Source organism: Reinekea marinisedimentorum (assembly GCF_004341165.1).
In the GTDB taxonomy this organism is placed as follows: Bacteria; Pseudomonadota; Gammaproteobacteria; order Pseudomonadales; family Natronospirillaceae; genus Reinekea; species Reinekea marinisedimentorum.
On the sequence record NZ_SLZR01000009.1, the window covers coordinates 109,401 to 123,596 of the forward strand.

Sequence of the window (14,196 nt, forward strand, 5' to 3'; positions counted from 1 at the left end):
GTGGTTCAGGCATCGAATAACCAAAGGTTCTTTTTGAACAGTTTAGGCTTTTGTCATACAAAAAGCATAATTACGGAGCTGTTTTATGTCGCTGGGTGTTCAATCCGTTGCTGTATATCAGCATTACTGAAAGTAAGTTGACTAGTGGGCCATGCGCAAAGTTAGGTAACGGTTCGCTTCGCAGTTCAGCGAATATCTTCGTTGAAAAACCTTGAAATAGCGCCACTATTACTGCGCTTTTTCGTCTTGATCTTCACTGAACTACTGTGCTCCTTAGTGACCGAACTTTACGCATGGCCCACTAGCCTGGCGAGATTTACCGGCGCTTGTCTGCCAGTTGCGCCTCCAGACCGGCAGCATGATTACGCAGCCAGCCCCATACCCGGCGAGTGGTGCGGTCGATGTCGGGAATGCTGTAAAAGCCCTGGCGCGGAGCATCGTTGATCAACAGGTAGTCGGGGTGTTGTTGTTTTGCTGCCGCTGCTTTGCGCAGGTCGGCCTGCTGATGTGCCAGCCGGCCTTCGGTCATGTACAGATCGAGCGTGGAGATACTCAGCGCCCCGACGATTGCCGGCAGATCCGGGTAGGTGGATGGCGCGTTGATCATGATCAGCGCGTAGCCGTCTTGTTCCAGCGGGTTGAGTCGCTCACTCAGATACCGCGCTGCCTGGTAGGCACTGTCGCCTATGCCGATGACTGCGATGTTGAAAAAACCACGTTCATTCAGTTCCGCCAGGGCCGCCGCTATATGGTTGTTCATGCGCGCCTGCCACTGCTCCGGGCTTTGCGGGGTGTAGGTGATGCTCTGTTCGCTACGCACTTCATTGAGCGCGGCCTGTGGTGGTGGCAGGCTGATCGCCAGCGTTGACCAGCCCACCTCCGGCAGATAACGGTGCAACTGTCGCTGCAGGTAGGGCCAGTCCGGGCTGGTGCCGGCATCGTGCAGGATCAGTACTGCACCCTGTGGGCTGGCAGTTAATTGGTCGTAGAACAGGCCGAGAAACGGCTCGTTTTCAGCGTTCAGCTGCACCACCTCCAGTGGCGTGAGCGCCTGCTGATAGTGCTGGGCAAGGTTCTGCTGCAGCGTTGCCGAAGGGGTTGGCAGGGTCGCGGCGTAAACCGGCAGTAGGCAGAGGGCTAACAGGCCGGTACAGGCCGTCAAAAAACGGCGGCCAAATTGACCTTGGCCGGGGCGGCCGCAACCCCTAGAATAGCGCCTCCATTTGAAGCTGCCGGATCTTTTCAACATGTCGAATTTTGTCATTGCCCCTTCCATTCTTTCCGCTGACTTTGCCCGCCTGGGGGAGGAAGTCGATAACGTTCTGGCCGCTGGTGCCGACTGGGTCCACTTCGATGTGATGGACAATCACTATGTGCCTAACCTGACCATCGGGCCGATGGTCTGCAAGGCGCTGCGTAATCATGGCGTGACCGCACCCATCGATGTACACCTGATGGTCTCTCCGGTAGATCGGCTGATTGGTGATTTTATTGAGGCCGGCGCATCAATTATTACCTTCCATCCGGAGTCGAGTGACCATATCGACCGCTCCCTGCAGCTGATCAAGAATGCGGGCCTTAAGGCCGGCCTGGTGTTTAACCCGGCGACGCCTTTGCACTATCTCGACTATGTGATGGATAAGATTGATGTCATCCTGATTATGTCGGTTAACCCGGGCTTTGGTGGCCAGGCATTTTTGCCGTCCGCGCTGGAAAAACTGAAGGAAGCGCGTAAGCGCATCGATGACAGTGGCCTGGATATCCGTCTGGAGATCGATGGTGGCGTTAAGGCCAGCAATATTGCTGAGATTGCTGCCGCCGGTGCCGATGCCTTTGTTGCCGGCTCTGCGATCTTCAATGCCGATGATTACGCCGCTGAGATCGCTGAATTCCGTGCTCAGCTGGCAACCGTGAAATAGCTGGCAACCCGCTTGTACCCGGGCTTCATTCGCAGCCGCTGTTATGGCCCTGTGAATGGCCCTTTATCCGTAAATTAAGGAATCCTTTTTTGGAAGAGTTATTAGTTTTTGATCTGGATGGCACGCTGCTGAACGAGCATGAAGCGCTGTCACCGGTAACGCGTGAAGCCCTGGCGCATCTGGACCGTCTGGGTGTGAACTGGACAGTCGCCACCGGCCGTATGCCGCACGGCGCGCGTGAAGCCCTGCCTAACCTGGTATTCAAACACCCGCAGGCGTATAAGAACGGTGTTTTGTTGTGGGATCTGAACGAGGATACCGTGTTCAGTAAGCTGCCGATGAACAAAGACGACACCATCGAAATTTGCGCCCGTCTGTACGAGAAAGACATCAAACCATGGGTAAACACCATCGACCATGAAGATAATGTCGGTGCCATCATCACCGGGCTGACCTCAGCGCGCGAGCGCGAGTGGGCCGGTTATCTGGAAAGTCAGGGCATCCGGGTTCAGCAGCAATCCGACTACTCAAGCCTGCCGGATCTGGTATTGAACGTTTTTGCTGTTACCACCAACCCGGCGGTGCTGGATATGGCTGAAGAGCTGGCGCACATGCAGGAAGTAGCGGTCTTTGCCGGGCACGATATGTATAACCCGGGCGGTTACTGGCTGGATATTCACCACGCCGCCGGCACCAAAGGCGACGCAGTGAAGCTTATTCAGAAGCAGCTCGGGGCGAAAAAGCTGATTTGCTTCGGTGATTCCGATAACGACATCTCCATGTTTGAGCTGGCCGATGAAAGTTATGCCATGGGGCAGGGGCTGGATGAACTGAAGGCTATCGCCACCGATACCATCGGTAAGAACACCGATGACGGTATCGCTCACTTCCTGGCGGCCCGATACGGCTTCACGCTAAGCGCCTGAACAGCCGAAAGGAACCTGACTGAATGAACACAGTGTTATTAAAAGCGCACCTGGCCGTATTGACGGCGGTGGTGATCTGGGCGACCTCCTTCATTGCCCTGAAGGTGGCCGTCGGCGAGGTCGCACCGATGGTGGTGATCTTCCTGCGAATGATCGTTGGCTCGCTGGCCTTTATCGCCGCCTGGCCGTGGATTCGGCACGGTATTAATTATCAGCCCGGGGACTGGAAGTACCTGGTCGGCATGGCGCTGTTTGAGCCCTGCTTCTACTTCATTTTTGAAGCTCAGGCGATGCTTTATACCAGCGCCGGTCAGGCCGGTATGATCACCTCGATGCTGCCGCTGATGGTGGCTGCCGCCGCCTACTTTATTTTTAAAGAGCGTAACTCGCTGCGCCAGTGGTCTGGCTTTATTATCGCGGTGATCGGTGTCGTCTGGATGACGCTGAGCAGCACCGAGAGCGAGCAGGCTCCCAACCCTATACTGGGTAACTTCCTTGAATTTGGCGCCATGGTGATGGCCGTGGGTTATACGCTGTTCGTGAAACACCTGACACGCCGTTATTCGGCCTTTGTGCTGACCGCCATTCAGAGTTTTGTCGGGGTCGTCTTCTTTTTGCCACTGGCACTGGTGTCGGATTGGCCGTCTCATGTTTCGCTGAATGCCGTTGGCTGCATTGTGTACCTGGGGCTGGTGGTGTCACTGGGAGGCTATGGCCTGTACAACTATTCTCTGTCGCACATTAAGGCCTCGACATCGGCCGGTTACATTAATCTGCTGCCTGCCTTTACGCTGGTGTTTTCGATGCTGCTGCTCGGTGAGCGGCTGATCTCGGCGCAGTGGATAGCGATTGGCATTGTCTTCTTTGGTGTGCTGCTGAGTCAGGAGCGCAACCCGCCGATACCGAAAGAGGTGCCACCCGGCGCAACCGGCTAACATCGGCTGAAAGCATGCTGGACCGCGGGCGTCCCCGCCCGCACCTCACTTCAGAACCCTAATCTTCCGCTCAACCCCCGTCATCCGCGGGGTTCGTTGCCACTCGTCAATTATTTTCAATTTGAACAGTCATAGATGCTTGCCTTTTTCATACGCTAAGCCATACGAGATCTATACTAAGTGTGTCAGGCAAGTGTGCTGCACGCATCTGTTCTGAGCTGTGCCCATCTCACTTTGTCTGCGGCCTTGGTAGCTGATAGATAAGGAGGACGATATGTCTTATAAGCACATAGTCGTTGCTGTCGACCTGAAAGACGCCAGTGAGACGGTGACCAAAAAAGCGGTTGCGCTGGCAAAGAGCTTGGGTGCAGAAATATCCCTGATCCACGTTGATATCACTCACCCGGATGGCGATGTCCGCGAATACGATAAAGCGGAAACCCAATTGCTGGAAAGCGAACACAAAATGCTCAACGATGCTCTGACAACAATGGCAGGTTCATTAGGTGTTCCAATTGCCCATTCAATGGTCGTTGATGGTGATGTCGAGAAAAAACTGATGGAAACCGTTAGCGATTTGGGGGCAGACCTGCTGGTCAGCGGGCACCACCACGGCTTCTGGAAGCGTTGGTGGTCCTCAGCGCGTAAATTAGTGGATGTAGCAACGGTCGATCTGTTATTGGTTAGACTGTAACCGTTGCTAAAAAGGCATGGTGGTGCGGCCTGCACCGAAAAAGCCATAAGGATGGGCACCATGCCTGTACCACCGATAGCCGGCGGTTAATAACGCGCTAGATTGCACCGTGCAGTTCGCGCTTTTCACTGGTGGCGCTGGCTAACACTTCATCCAGCGGAATGAACGGGTTTTTAGGCTTGTAAGTAATCGCTTCGCTGTAGAGTGTTTCTACTTTCTCAGCGGATGACTGGCCCTTGAAGTCGCTCTTTTCAAGACGCATCTCTTCTGAAACCTGGCTCCAGACCATGGCATCCCAGCGCAGCAGTTCGCATTTCACCCCTTCAATTTCAGTCTGGCAGTCGTTTGCCAGGTTAGGTGCCAGCAGGATGACCGGCGCGCTTTCGCCGATGTCTTTACCGTAGCGTTCCAGCAGTTTTGGTGCATCGGCAATATCATCGATGCCGCCGACCATCATGGACAGTTTATCGGCATCGGATAGCAGGATCGCATCGCGCAGTACGGCAACTGGCGGTTTACGGCGACCAGAATCATCGGCAACCTCGCCTTCTTTAATAATCAGCTCGCCACGGTAAGCAAAGCTTTCCGGTTTGCTGGCAGGCTCTAAAAAGTTAGGCGTGAAAAACAGGCTTTGCTCGTCGTAAGTTTTTAAAGGCATAAAAAGTTCCTGGTAAGTGAATTCCCAGTAAGCTTATTGCAATTATTAATCCGCCCGGTGAGGGCGATTCAGCCGGCTGTAAAACCTTTAAGATCAATCAGTTAGCGCGATGCAGCGGCGCCGGGTTTTGTTTGAAAGGCAACATTGTCTGATGTTTTGGAAGGAAGCGTGCGATGCCTGAGTGTTATTTAGGGAGCCGTAGCTCCCCGGTATTAGGCGTTAATCGCGGGCGATGTCGTCAAACTCTGGCAGTGCGGTAAAGGCGCCCGGCTTAGAAACCGTGAAGGCACCGCAGCGGCTGGCAAACAGGGTGATCTCTTCCAGCGTTTGCTGATCCTGCAGGGCCTTGTTCAGGTCGCCCTGCTCAGCCAGCGCATACAGGAAACCACCGGTGAAGGCATCGCCGGCGGCGGTGGTATCAACCACGGTGGTTTGCGGCGGGGTAATCTCAGAATAGATGCCCTTGGCGATGACCTTAATCGGGTTGCCACCATCCGTGACCAGCACCAGCTTCACACCTTCGGCGACGGCCGCTTTCACGAAGGCAATCTCGCCTTCGGGTTCCAGGTAATCCAGCTCTTCTTTAGAGACCTTGATGATGTCGACAAACTTAAAACAGCTTTTCACCACCTCGATATCGGCCTTGCCGCCCTGCCACAGGTTATGGCGCAGGTTGATATCAAAGCTCACCAGGTTGCCCTGTTTTTTTGCCTTTTCGATGGCGAACAGGGTGGTTTCAGCAATGGCGCTTTCAGTCAGGGTATTAGAGCAGAAGTGAAAAATATCGCTGTTGATAAACCACTGGTCTTTCACATCAAACTGGGTCAGCAGCATGTCGGCGGTGTGATCGCGGAAGAACTCAAACGAGCGCTCGCCGCTGTCATCCAGAAATACAAACGCCAGTGCTGTTTTGGCGCTGTCGTGTTGTTTTACCAGTGAGGTATCGACGTTATAGGTATCCAGAGCGGATATTAAAAAGTCACCAAAGCGATCTTTGCCAACCTGACCGGCAAAGCGTGCCGCGCCGCCAAGCTTGGCAATGGCGACCGCCACATTGGCCGGTGCGCCACCGGGAAACTGACGGAAATTCTGTATTGCAATGGGGCCTTCCATACGGTGGTTGTCGTTGAGGAAGTCGATGAGCGCTTCGCCGAAGCAAGTGATGTAAGCCATGTTTAACCTGCGTTTTAGTTGTGATTCTGATAGGTGCACAGTGTACCGGCAGACCCGCAAGCTGTACAAAAAATGAATGTGTCGACATAGCCGCTTGTTATGTGCAGGGCGGGCGTCTAAATTTTAGTGACTAATTGATCCGAATCAGTGCTGAGTGCATACAGAGAACAAGGTGGTATGTTCGTCGCGCCGTCTATTGGGCTACATTCGGGAGGTTGCTTCCCGCACCGTGAATATAATCTGGAGAATAACAATGAAGAAAATTGCTCTTACCCTTGCCTGCAGCCTGTTAACGGTTGCGGCCTATGCCGGTGATGCTGCCGCAGGTAAAGCGAGGTCGGCCGTCTGTGTTGCCTGCCATACGGAATCGGGCATTTCCGTGGTACCTATCTACCCGAATCTGGCTGGCCAGAAAGAGGCCTATCTGGTGTCGTCTATGAAGGCTTATAAGTCGCAGGAGCGAAAAGGCGGTAACGCGGCCATTATGTGGGCCATTGCCGGAGCGCTTTCTGATGAGGATATCAACAACCTGGCGGCCTATTACGCCAGCCTGCCAGCGGGCGGAAACTGATCCCCTACTAAATTGAATAGAAAAGCGCGTTACAGCGCTTTTTTATTGCCGTTTTTTCTTCAATTATCCCCATCGCTGTTGATCCACAGAATCTGTGGATAACTTTGGGTGTAACCTTTGAGTACTCTCCGCCAAAGCCCGTAGTTACTCGCTTCCCGGTAGTTGTCTGTTTTCTGATCTCTGTGAGAAAGGCTATATAAATCAATAGTTTAAGAGATGTCTTCGGAACGACCGCCATTTCAGATTGCAAGCGTTTTGTGAACGTGATCATAAAAAAATCAGTGTGTATAACTGATGCCGCTGAAGGCTCGATTCTGGCTGGGCTGGTGGAAAGTCAATAGCTTAATAATTCAATTTTTAAAATAATGTCCGTGTTCAGGCTATAGGAACTGCAACGCTCAGCTATTACACTGCACTCAAGCTATTTTTACCTCTGGAGACCCCTATGCATTGTCCTTTCTGCAACGCTCAGGATACAAAAGTGATCGACTCGCGCCTTGTCGCAGAAGGTGAGCAGGTTCGCCGCAGACGGGAGTGCATCAGTTGTGGTGAGCGCTATACCACTTACGAAACCGCAGAGCTGGTGATGCCGAGAATTATCAAGCAGAACGGTAACCGCGAGCCCTTTAACGAAGATAAGCTGCGTGCAGGTCTGTTACGCGCGCTGGAAAAACGCCCGGTTTCCGTAGAAGCCATCGAAACCGCCATTACCCGTATTAAGCAGTCACTGCGCGCCACCGGTGAGCGCGAGCTGCCTTCGCGTCATTTGGGCGAATGTGTGATGAGCGAATTGAAAGACCTCGATCAGGTTGCCTACGTGCGCTTTGCCTCGGTATACCGCAGCTTCCAGGACATCAGCGAATTTATTAACGAGATTGGTCGTCTGGAAAAAGCCGATGATTAACCCTCAGACCGATGCTGTTTGGATGTCTCGCGCCATTGCCCTGGCCGAAAAAGGCCGGCTGACAACCACGCCCAACCCGAACGTGGGCTGCGTTCTGGTGAAAGATAATCAGCTGATCGGTGAGGGTTACCATATAAAGGCGGGGACCGCGCATGCTGAAGTTCATGCCCTGGCCAACGCCGGTGCCGAAGCCCGGGGGGCCACGGCCTATGTCACGCTGGAGCCCTGCAGTCATTTCGGCCGCACCCCGCCCTGTGCGGAAGCCTTAATAAAGGCCGGCGTTGCCCGCGTGGTTTGCGCCGGGCTCGACCCGAACCCGCAGGTGGCAGGCAAGGGTGTCGAAATGCTCAGGCAAGCGGGCATTGATGTCACCGTGGGTGTGCTGGCAGAGCAGGCCAAACTGCTGAACCTGGGTTTTTTAAAGCGTATGCGCACCGGCCGGCCTTATGTCACGGTGAAAATGGCCGCCAGCCTGGATGGCGCGACCGCGATGAAAAGCGGCGAAAGCCAGTGGATAACCGGGCCGCAGGCACGGGAAGATGTGCAGCAGGGGCGAGCCATCAGCTGTGCAGTCGTCACCGGTGTGGGCACGGTGCTGGCCGATGACCCTTCGCTGAATGTGCGCCTGCCGGAATGCAGCCGGCAGCCGGTGCGCATTATTCTGGATACCCACGCCAGCACCCCCGCGAGCGCCACCATTGTGCAAAACCCCGGCGAAACCTTTGTTATACACAGCGATCAGGCTGCGCCGGAAAGGCTTGCCGCGCTTAAGCAGGCGGGCTTTCGGTGTGTGTCCCTGCCGGTGAGCGGTGGGCAGATTGATTTGTCTGCGTTTCTGGCATGGGCCGGTGAGCAGCAGTTTAACCAGCTTTGGGTTGAGGCCGGTGCCACTCTGGCCGGTGCCTTGCTGACGCAGGGGCTGGCGGATGAGGTCATTCTGTATCAGGCGTTGATGATGATGGGCAGCCAAACACGGCCGCTGCTGAGCACAACGTTCACAGAACTGAAAGATTCCATTGCCTTCGATTGTCTCGATTTCGGTATGATTGGCGCAGACACCCGATGGCGCCTGAAGCCGCGTAACTATGGCGAAACAGAATAAAGCGCCTTTTTCTTTGCACAAAGACTACTAAACTTCATAATTCGGCCCAATAATAGGCCCCGAAACTGACAAGCGAAAAGAGAAGAGAGAATACAGTGGCCCTGAACAGCACTGAGGAAATAATTGCGGATATCCGTGCCGGTAAAATGGTGATTTTGCTGGATGATGAAGATCGTGAAAACGAAGGCGATCTGATTGTTGCAGCAGAAAAGGTCACGCCGGAGATTATCAATTTCATGGCCTCTAAGGCGCGGGGCTTAATTTGTTTAACTCTGACCGGCGAGCGCTGTGATTTTCTTGGCTTGCCGCCGATGGTGCAGAGCAATCAGGCAGCGCATGGTACGCCCTTTACCGTCTCTATTGAGGCCAGTGAAGGCGTAACCACCGGTATTTCAGCGGCAGACCGTGCCCGTACCATCCGGGTTGCGGTAGATCCTGAATCCAAGGCAGAAGATATTTGCCAGCCCGGCCATATCTTCCCGCTGCGCGCACAGCCCGGTGGTGTACTGAGCCGTGCCGGCCACACCGAAGCCGGTTGTGACCTGGCGCGTATGGCAGGCCTGCTGCCGGCCGCGGCGATCGTTGAGATTATGAACGAAGACGGCACCATGGCGCGTCTGCCCGATCTGCAGAAGTTTGCCAAAGAGCATGACCTGAAGATTGGCACCATTGCCGATCTGATCCATTACCGCATCCTTAACGAGCGCACGGTCAAAGAAGTGGATACCCAACTGCTGCCGACCAAAGCCGGTGAGTTTGAGGTAAAGGTCTACCACGACCGGATTACCAACGGCACACACCTGGCCCTGATTAAGGGTGGCGAGTTCAGTGAAGACGACCCGGTGATGGTGCGTGTGCACGTTACCTCAACCCTGAAAGATCTGCTCGGCGTGCAGCCGGAGCGCCCAAGCTGGACGCTGGAAAACGCCATGCAAGCGGTTGCCGATGAAGGCGCCGGCGTGGTGGTACTGCTCGATGTTCAGCAATCGCTGGAGGTTGAAACCGAACTGGCGATGCTCAGCGGTAAAGGTAAGCGCGCGCAAAACCCGAATCTCGATAAGCACGGCAGCTACAACACCATCGGCACCGGCTCGCAAATACTGCGGGCGCTGGGCGTGCGTAAAATGCGCCTGCTGAGTTCGCCTATCCGCTTTGGCGGCATTTCCGGCTTCGACCTGGAAGTGGTTGAGTTTGTAGAGCCTTAAAACCTAACCGAAAACCCGAATAACTCAGCCGCCGGTGCGCCGGCGGCACAGAATTTAAACAGGAAATAACATGACGATTAGAACGATAGAAGGCGATTTCTCCGCCAATGACGCCCAATACGCGATTGTAGTAACCCGCTGGAACAGCTTTGTAGTTGATCACCTGCAGGAAGGTGCCATTGATGCGCTGAAGCGCCACGGAATTAAAGACGAACAGATCACGGTGATTAAAGCACCGGGTGCTTACGAGTTGCCGTTGGTATGTCAGCGTCTGGCAGAATCGGGCGCTTATGATGCTGTGGTTGCGCTGGGTGCGGTCATTCGTGGTGGCACGCCACACTTTGATTACGTGGCCGGTGAAGCTGCCGGTGGCCTGAATGGCGTTGCCTTAAACACCGATACCCCAGTGGTTTTCGGTGTACTCACGGTGGATTCCATTGAGCAGGCTATTGAGCGCAGTGGCACCAAGGCCGGTAACAAAGGCAGCGAAGCCGCACTGGTTGCACTGGAAATGGTAAACTTACTGGCGCAGATCCCGTCCGGAGTAGAAGACCTATGAGCAGTATGAAAAAACCCAACCCGGCTCAGCGCAAAAAGGCGCGTAAGCTGGCATTGCAGGCACTGTACCAGTGGCATGTCGCTGAACAGCCTGTCACTCAGATTGAAGCTGAGTTTCTGGCGGATAACAACATGGAGAAGGTCGATCAGGAGTACTTCTCTGAGGTGCTGCGTGGCGTGCCGCGTTCCAAGTCTGAGCTGGACGGCTACATCGGCAAGCATACCGACCGCAAGGTTGAAGAGATGACGCCAATTGAACTGGCCATTCTGCGTATGGGGACTTATGAGTTTATCCACCGCATTGATGTGCCTTATAAGGTGATCATCAACGAAGGTGTGGAGCTTTCTAAAACCTTCGGTGCCAACGAAGCTCACCGCTTTGTGAATGGCGTGCTTGATAAGCTGGCGCAGGAGCTGCGCATTACTGAGGTGAAGAGTTAGTAGTTTGTCGGGCTAAAGCCCGACCTACGAAGCCTCGCATTACTGTAGGTTGGTCTTCAGGCCAACAAAGATGGGTGCTGATGACCAGTGCCTTGTCGGGCTAAAGCCCGACCTACAAACCCTCGTATTACTGTAGGTTGGCCTTCAGGCCAACAAAGATGGGTGCTGATGACCAGTGTCTTGTCGGGCTAAAGCCCGACCTACAAACCCTCGCTTTACTGTAGTTTGGCCTTCAGGCCAACACCGCCTGCAGATAATCCAGCCGGTCTTCCTCAACCCCATAACAGCGTGCCAGCGTGCCGTTTGGCGTTTCCAGCAGTTGCGGCCGTTCGCCTTTGCAGCGCTCATTGGCATAAGGGCAGCGCCCGTGGAATGCGCAGCCGGAGGGCGGGTTCAGCGGCGATGGCAGCTCACCTTCCAGGCGAATCTTTTCGATGCGGTGCTCCGGGTCGATACGCGGCGTGGAAGAAAGCAGCGCCCGGGTATAGGGATGCTGTGGGTTGGCAAAGATTTTCTCCGCCGGGCCCTGTTCCACCACCAGCCCCAGGTACATCACCATAACCTCGTCGGCAATGTGTTCCACCACACTTAAATCGTGCGAGATAAACACGTAGGCGAGGTCGAGCTCCTGCTGTAAATCCATCATCAGGTTCAGTACCTGCGCCTGAACCGATACATCCAATGCCGACACTGGCTCATCGGCCACCACCACTTTCGGGTTCATCATCAAACCACGGGCAATGGCAATACGCTGGCGCTGACCGCCAGAGAACATGTGCGGGTAGCGGTCGTAGTGCTCGGTTTTCAGGCCAACCTTTTCCAGCAGATACAGCGCGCGTTCCTTGCGTTCGGCGGCGCTCATATCGGAATTGATCTTCAGCGGCTCTTCCAGAATATGGCCGATCTTTTTACGCGGGTTCAGCGAGCCATAAGGGTTCTGGAAAATAATCTGAATGCGCTGGCGGGCCTTGCGTTTTTCTTCCGCGCTCAATGTCAGCAGGTTGCTGCCTTCAAAGCTGAGTTCGCCCTCGGTCGGGGTTTCAATCATGGTCAGCTGGCGCGCCAGTGTTGATTTGCCGCAGCCGGATTCGCCGACAATGGCCAGCGTTTTACCGGCCTGCACCGTGAAGCTGACACCATCGACAGCCTTCACCAGGCCCTTGGGTTTAAAGAAACCCTGGCTCACCTCATAGTGCTGCTTTAGGTGGGTGCCCTGCATGATGGTCTTGGATTCTTGTACGCTCATCAGGCAGCGTCCTCACGGTTAGTCAGCGGAAAAAAGCAGCGCACAGAGCGATTGCCCTGTTCGGTTAGCTCTGGCTCCTGCGCGCGACACTGGTCGGTCGCGTAGGGGCAGCGCGGGTTGAGCAGGCAGCCGTTGGGGCGGTCGTTGGCGCCGGGTACCACACCGGGCAGGGCATCGAGCCGGTCTTTGCCTTCAGAGGATTCCGGCAGCGATTTCATCAGCGCCTCGGTATAGGGGTGGCTCGGGTTGTGGAACACTTCTTCGGCCGGGCCGGATTCGACCACCTGACCGGCATACATGACCACAACGCGGTCAGCGGCTTCGGCGACCAGGGCGAGATCGTGAGTAATCAGGATCAGCCCCATGTTTTTCTTGCGCTGCAGCTCCAGTAGCAGGTCGATAATTTGCGCCTGAATGGTGACATCCAGCGCGGTCGTCGGCTCGTCGGCAATCAGCAGTTTTGGATCACAGGCAATGGCCATCGCGATCATCACGCGCTGGCTCATACCGCCGGAAAGCTGATGCGGGTAAGCGCTGATGCGGGTTTCCGGCGCCGGGATGCCCACCTGACGCAGCAGCTCAATGGCCTTGGCTTTGCGCTCTTTTTTGCTGCCGCCCTGATGCACGGCGATGGCTTCCATAATCTGGTTGCCTACCGTGAAGCAGGGGTTCAGTGCGGTCATCGGGTCCTGAAAGATCATGGCGATTTCATCACCGGTGATCTTGCGGCGTTCTTTTTCTTTCATCGCCAGCAGTTTTTTGCCTTCAAAGGCCAGCTCGTCGGCGCTGACCTTGCCGGGAAAATCAATCAGGCCCATCAGGGCCAGCGAACTGACCGATTTACCGGAACCGGATTCGCCGACAATACCCAGTACTTCACCGGCGTTGACGTCGTAGCTTAAACGGTCGACGGCGCGAAACGGGTTTTCCCCGGTGCCGAAGGTGACCGACAGATTTTTAATGGATAACAAGCTCATTAGCGGCCTCCTATTGCTTCAGTTTCGGGTCAAGAGCATCGCGCAAGCCATCACCCATCAGGTTAAAGGCCAGTACGGTGGTCAGAATGGCCAGGCCGGGGAAGGTCACCACCCACCAGGCGCTCTGAATAAATTCACGCGCGGTGGCCAGCATGGTGCCCCATTCCGGCGACGGTGGCTGTGCGCCCAAGCCTAAGAAGCCCAGTGCCGCCATATCCAGAATGGCGTTAGAAAAGCCCAGAGTGGCCTGCACGATCAGCGGTGCCAGGCAGTTCGGCAGAATGGTGATGAACATTAAGCGGAATGAATTAGCCCCGGCGACGCGTGAAGACACCACGTAATCGCGGTTCTTTTCCGCCAGTACCGAGGCCCGGGTTAAGCGAATGTAGTGCGGCAGATACACCAGCGACAGCGCAAAACAGGCATTCATCAGGCTGGGGCCCAAAACCGCCACCAGGGCAATGGCCAGCAGCAGAGCCGGCAGCGATTGCAAAATATCGCTGATGCGCATGATGGAGGTATCGATCAGGCCGCCAAAGTAACCGGCGAACAGGCCCAGGCAAATGCCCATAGCCAGCGAGATCAACACGATGATCAGGCCGATCAGCAGCGACAGCCGCGCGCCATACATCAACCGGGACAGAATATCGCGGCCGACACCGTCGGTTCCCAACAGAAAGCCCTCGGTACCCGGTGGTACCAGAATAAACTCGCGGAACTGCTCGGTGGGCGAATAGGGTGCCAGCACGTTGGCCAGCAGCGCCAGCACGACAATGAAGGTGACATAACAAAGGCCGATGACCGCACCCTTGTTCTGCTTAAAATAAAACCAGAATTCGGCCAGTGGTGACGGGCTGGCAGACGTTACTTTTGCTTCAGTCATAAAG

General features: G+C 55.1%; 16 protein-coding genes. 10 read left to right on the top strand and 6 right to left on the bottom strand.

Annotation, left to right across the window (positions count from 1 at the left end; translation table 11 throughout):
- Positions 1-316: 316 nt before the first annotated feature.
- Positions 317-1,162, bottom strand: a complete 846-nt coding sequence (locus BCF53_RS11545) for a DUF3530 family protein (protein WP_165901900.1) — start codon at positions 1,160-1,162, stop codon at positions 317-319.
- An 85-nt stretch (positions 1,163-1,247) separates the two neighbouring features.
- Between BCF53_RS11545 and rpe the strand changes: the two genes are divergently transcribed.
- The 4 genes from rpe to BCF53_RS11565 all read left to right on the top strand — a co-directional run bounded on the left by rpe (position 1,248) and on the right by BCF53_RS11565 (position 4,474).
- Positions 1,248-1,919, top strand: coding sequence for a ribulose-phosphate 3-epimerase (gene rpe / locus BCF53_RS11550; RefSeq protein WP_132701891.1), 672 nt, complete (start codon positions 1,248-1,250; stop codon positions 1,917-1,919).
- Between the two features lie 89 nt (positions 1,920-2,008).
- Positions 2,009-2,845 carry an HAD-IIB family hydrolase gene (locus BCF53_RS11555; protein WP_165901901.1) on the top strand — a complete coding sequence of 279 codons (837 nt, stop codon included), beginning with the start codon at positions 2,009-2,011 and terminating at the stop codon, positions 2,843-2,845.
- 23 nt (positions 2,846-2,868) lie between these two features.
- The gene (locus BCF53_RS11560) at positions 2,869-3,780 is read left to right on the top strand and encodes a DMT family transporter (RefSeq protein WP_132701893.1); all 912 of its coding nucleotides are present in this window, start codon (positions 2,869-2,871) and stop codon (positions 3,778-3,780) included.
- A gap of 274 nt (positions 3,781-4,054) precedes the next feature.
- Complete coding sequence (locus BCF53_RS11565) at positions 4,055-4,474, top strand: universal stress protein (protein WP_132701894.1); 420 nt, start codon at positions 4,055-4,057, stop codon at positions 4,472-4,474.
- Positions 4,475-4,571: 97 nt separating this feature from the next.
- Here BCF53_RS11565 and BCF53_RS11570 read toward each other — a convergent pair whose 3' ends face one another.
- Both BCF53_RS11570 and BCF53_RS11575 read right to left on the bottom strand, forming a co-directional pair.
- Complete coding sequence (locus BCF53_RS11570; protein ID WP_132701895.1) at positions 4,572-5,132, bottom strand: hypothetical protein; 561 nt, start codon at positions 5,130-5,132, stop codon at positions 4,572-4,574.
- Between the two features lie 219 nt (positions 5,133-5,351).
- Positions 5,352-6,305, bottom strand: coding sequence for a carbohydrate kinase family protein (locus BCF53_RS11575; RefSeq protein ID WP_132701896.1), 954 nt, complete (start codon positions 6,303-6,305; stop codon positions 5,352-5,354).
- A gap of 253 nt (positions 6,306-6,558) precedes the next feature.
- Here BCF53_RS11575 and BCF53_RS11580 point away from each other — a divergent pair, with 253 nt between their 5' ends.
- The 6 genes from BCF53_RS11580 to nusB all read left to right on the top strand — a co-directional run bounded on the left by BCF53_RS11580 (position 6,559) and on the right by nusB (position 11,086).
- A complete protein-coding gene (locus BCF53_RS11580) occupies positions 6,559-6,876 on the top strand; it encodes a c-type cytochrome (RefSeq protein WP_132701897.1) in 318 nt (105 codons plus the stop codon).
- A 445-nt stretch (positions 6,877-7,321) separates the two neighbouring features.
- Entirely contained in the window at positions 7,322-7,780 is a 459-nt protein-coding gene (nrdR, locus tag BCF53_RS11585; protein WP_132701898.1) for a transcriptional regulator NrdR, read from the top strand.
- On the top strand, positions 7,773-8,882 hold the full coding sequence (ribD, locus tag BCF53_RS11590) for a bifunctional diaminohydroxyphosphoribosylaminopyrimidine deaminase/5-amino-6-(5-phosphoribosylamino)uracil reductase RibD (RefSeq protein WP_132701899.1): 1,110 nt from the start codon (positions 7,773-7,775) through the stop codon (positions 8,880-8,882). Before nrdR ends, ribD begins: the two co-directional genes overlap by 8 nt.
- A 95-nt stretch (positions 8,883-8,977) precedes the next feature.
- Positions 8,978-10,087, top strand: coding sequence for a bifunctional 3,4-dihydroxy-2-butanone-4-phosphate synthase/GTP cyclohydrolase II (ribBA, locus tag BCF53_RS11595; protein ID WP_132701900.1), 1,110 nt, complete (start codon positions 8,978-8,980; stop codon positions 10,085-10,087).
- Between the two features lie 70 nt (positions 10,088-10,157).
- Positions 10,158-10,646: a 6,7-dimethyl-8-ribityllumazine synthase gene (gene ribH, locus BCF53_RS11600; RefSeq protein WP_132701901.1), complete on the top strand. Its 489-nt coding sequence runs from the start codon at positions 10,158-10,160 to the stop codon at positions 10,644-10,646.
- The gene (nusB, locus tag BCF53_RS11605; RefSeq protein WP_132701902.1) at positions 10,643-11,086 is read left to right on the top strand and encodes a transcription antitermination factor NusB; all 444 of its coding nucleotides are present in this window, start codon (positions 10,643-10,645) and stop codon (positions 11,084-11,086) included. The genes ribH and nusB overlap by 4 nt, the downstream gene beginning before the upstream one ends.
- A gap of 232 nt (positions 11,087-11,318) precedes the next feature.
- On the opposite strand, the gene BCF53_RS11610 is transcribed toward nusB, so the two are convergent.
- Genes BCF53_RS11610 through BCF53_RS11620 form a run of 3 tightly spaced genes read right to left on the bottom strand, consistent with a single transcriptional unit; the run spans position 11,319 to position 14,192 of the window.
- Positions 11,319-12,332 carry a peptide ABC transporter ATP-binding protein gene (locus BCF53_RS11610; RefSeq protein WP_132701903.1) on the bottom strand — a complete coding sequence of 338 codons (1,014 nt, stop codon included), beginning with the start codon at positions 12,330-12,332 and terminating at the stop codon, positions 11,319-11,321.
- Entirely contained in the window at positions 12,332-13,309 is a 978-nt protein-coding gene (dppD, locus tag BCF53_RS11615) for a dipeptide ABC transporter ATP-binding protein (RefSeq protein ID WP_132701904.1), read from the bottom strand. Before dppD ends, BCF53_RS11610 begins: the two co-directional genes overlap by 1 nt.
- 10 nt (positions 13,310-13,319) lie before the next feature.
- The gene (locus tag BCF53_RS11620; protein WP_132701905.1) at positions 13,320-14,192 is read right to left on the bottom strand and encodes an ABC transporter permease subunit; all 873 of its coding nucleotides are present in this window, start codon (positions 14,190-14,192) and stop codon (positions 13,320-13,322) included.
- Positions 14,193-14,196: the final 4 nt, after the last annotated feature.

Excerpts from the sequence above, each read along its gene's own strand:
- rpe (WP_132701891.1), top strand. The coding sequence starts at position 1,248 with ATGTCGAATTTTGTCATTGCCCCTTCCATTCTTTCCGCTGACTTTGCC.
- BCF53_RS11560 (WP_132701893.1), top strand. The coding sequence starts at position 2,869 with ATGAACACAGTGTTATTAAAAGCGCACCTGGCCGTATTGACGGCGGTG.
- BCF53_RS11565 (WP_132701894.1), top strand. The coding sequence starts at position 4,055 with ATGTCTTATAAGCACATAGTCGTTGCTGTCGACCTGAAAGACGCCAGT.
- BCF53_RS11570 (WP_132701895.1), bottom strand. The coding sequence starts at position 5,132 with ATGCCTTTAAAAACTTACGACGAGCAAAGCCTGTTTTTCACGCCTAAC.
- BCF53_RS11575 (WP_132701896.1), bottom strand. The coding sequence starts at position 6,305 with ATGGCTTACATCACTTGCTTCGGCGAAGCGCTCATCGACTTCCTCAAC.
- BCF53_RS11580 (WP_132701897.1), top strand. The coding sequence starts at position 6,559 with ATGAAGAAAATTGCTCTTACCCTTGCCTGCAGCCTGTTAACGGTTGCG.
- nrdR (WP_132701898.1), top strand. The coding sequence starts at position 7,322 with ATGCATTGTCCTTTCTGCAACGCTCAGGATACAAAAGTGATCGACTCG.
- ribD (WP_132701899.1), top strand. The coding sequence starts at position 7,773 with ATGATTAACCCTCAGACCGATGCTGTTTGGATGTCTCGCGCCATTGCC.
- ribH (WP_132701901.1), top strand. The coding sequence starts at position 10,158 with ATGACGATTAGAACGATAGAAGGCGATTTCTCCGCCAATGACGCCCAA.
- nusB (WP_132701902.1), top strand. The coding sequence starts at position 10,643 with ATGAGCAGTATGAAAAAACCCAACCCGGCTCAGCGCAAAAAGGCGCGT.
- BCF53_RS11610 (WP_132701903.1), bottom strand. The coding sequence starts at position 12,332 with ATGAGCGTACAAGAATCCAAGACCATCATGCAGGGCACCCACCTAAAG.
- dppD (WP_132701904.1), bottom strand. The coding sequence starts at position 13,309 with ATGAGCTTGTTATCCATTAAAAATCTGTCGGTCACCTTCGGCACCGGG.
- BCF53_RS11620 (WP_132701905.1), bottom strand. The coding sequence starts at position 14,192 with ATGACTGAAGCAAAAGTAACGTCTGCCAGCCCGTCACCACTGGCCGAA.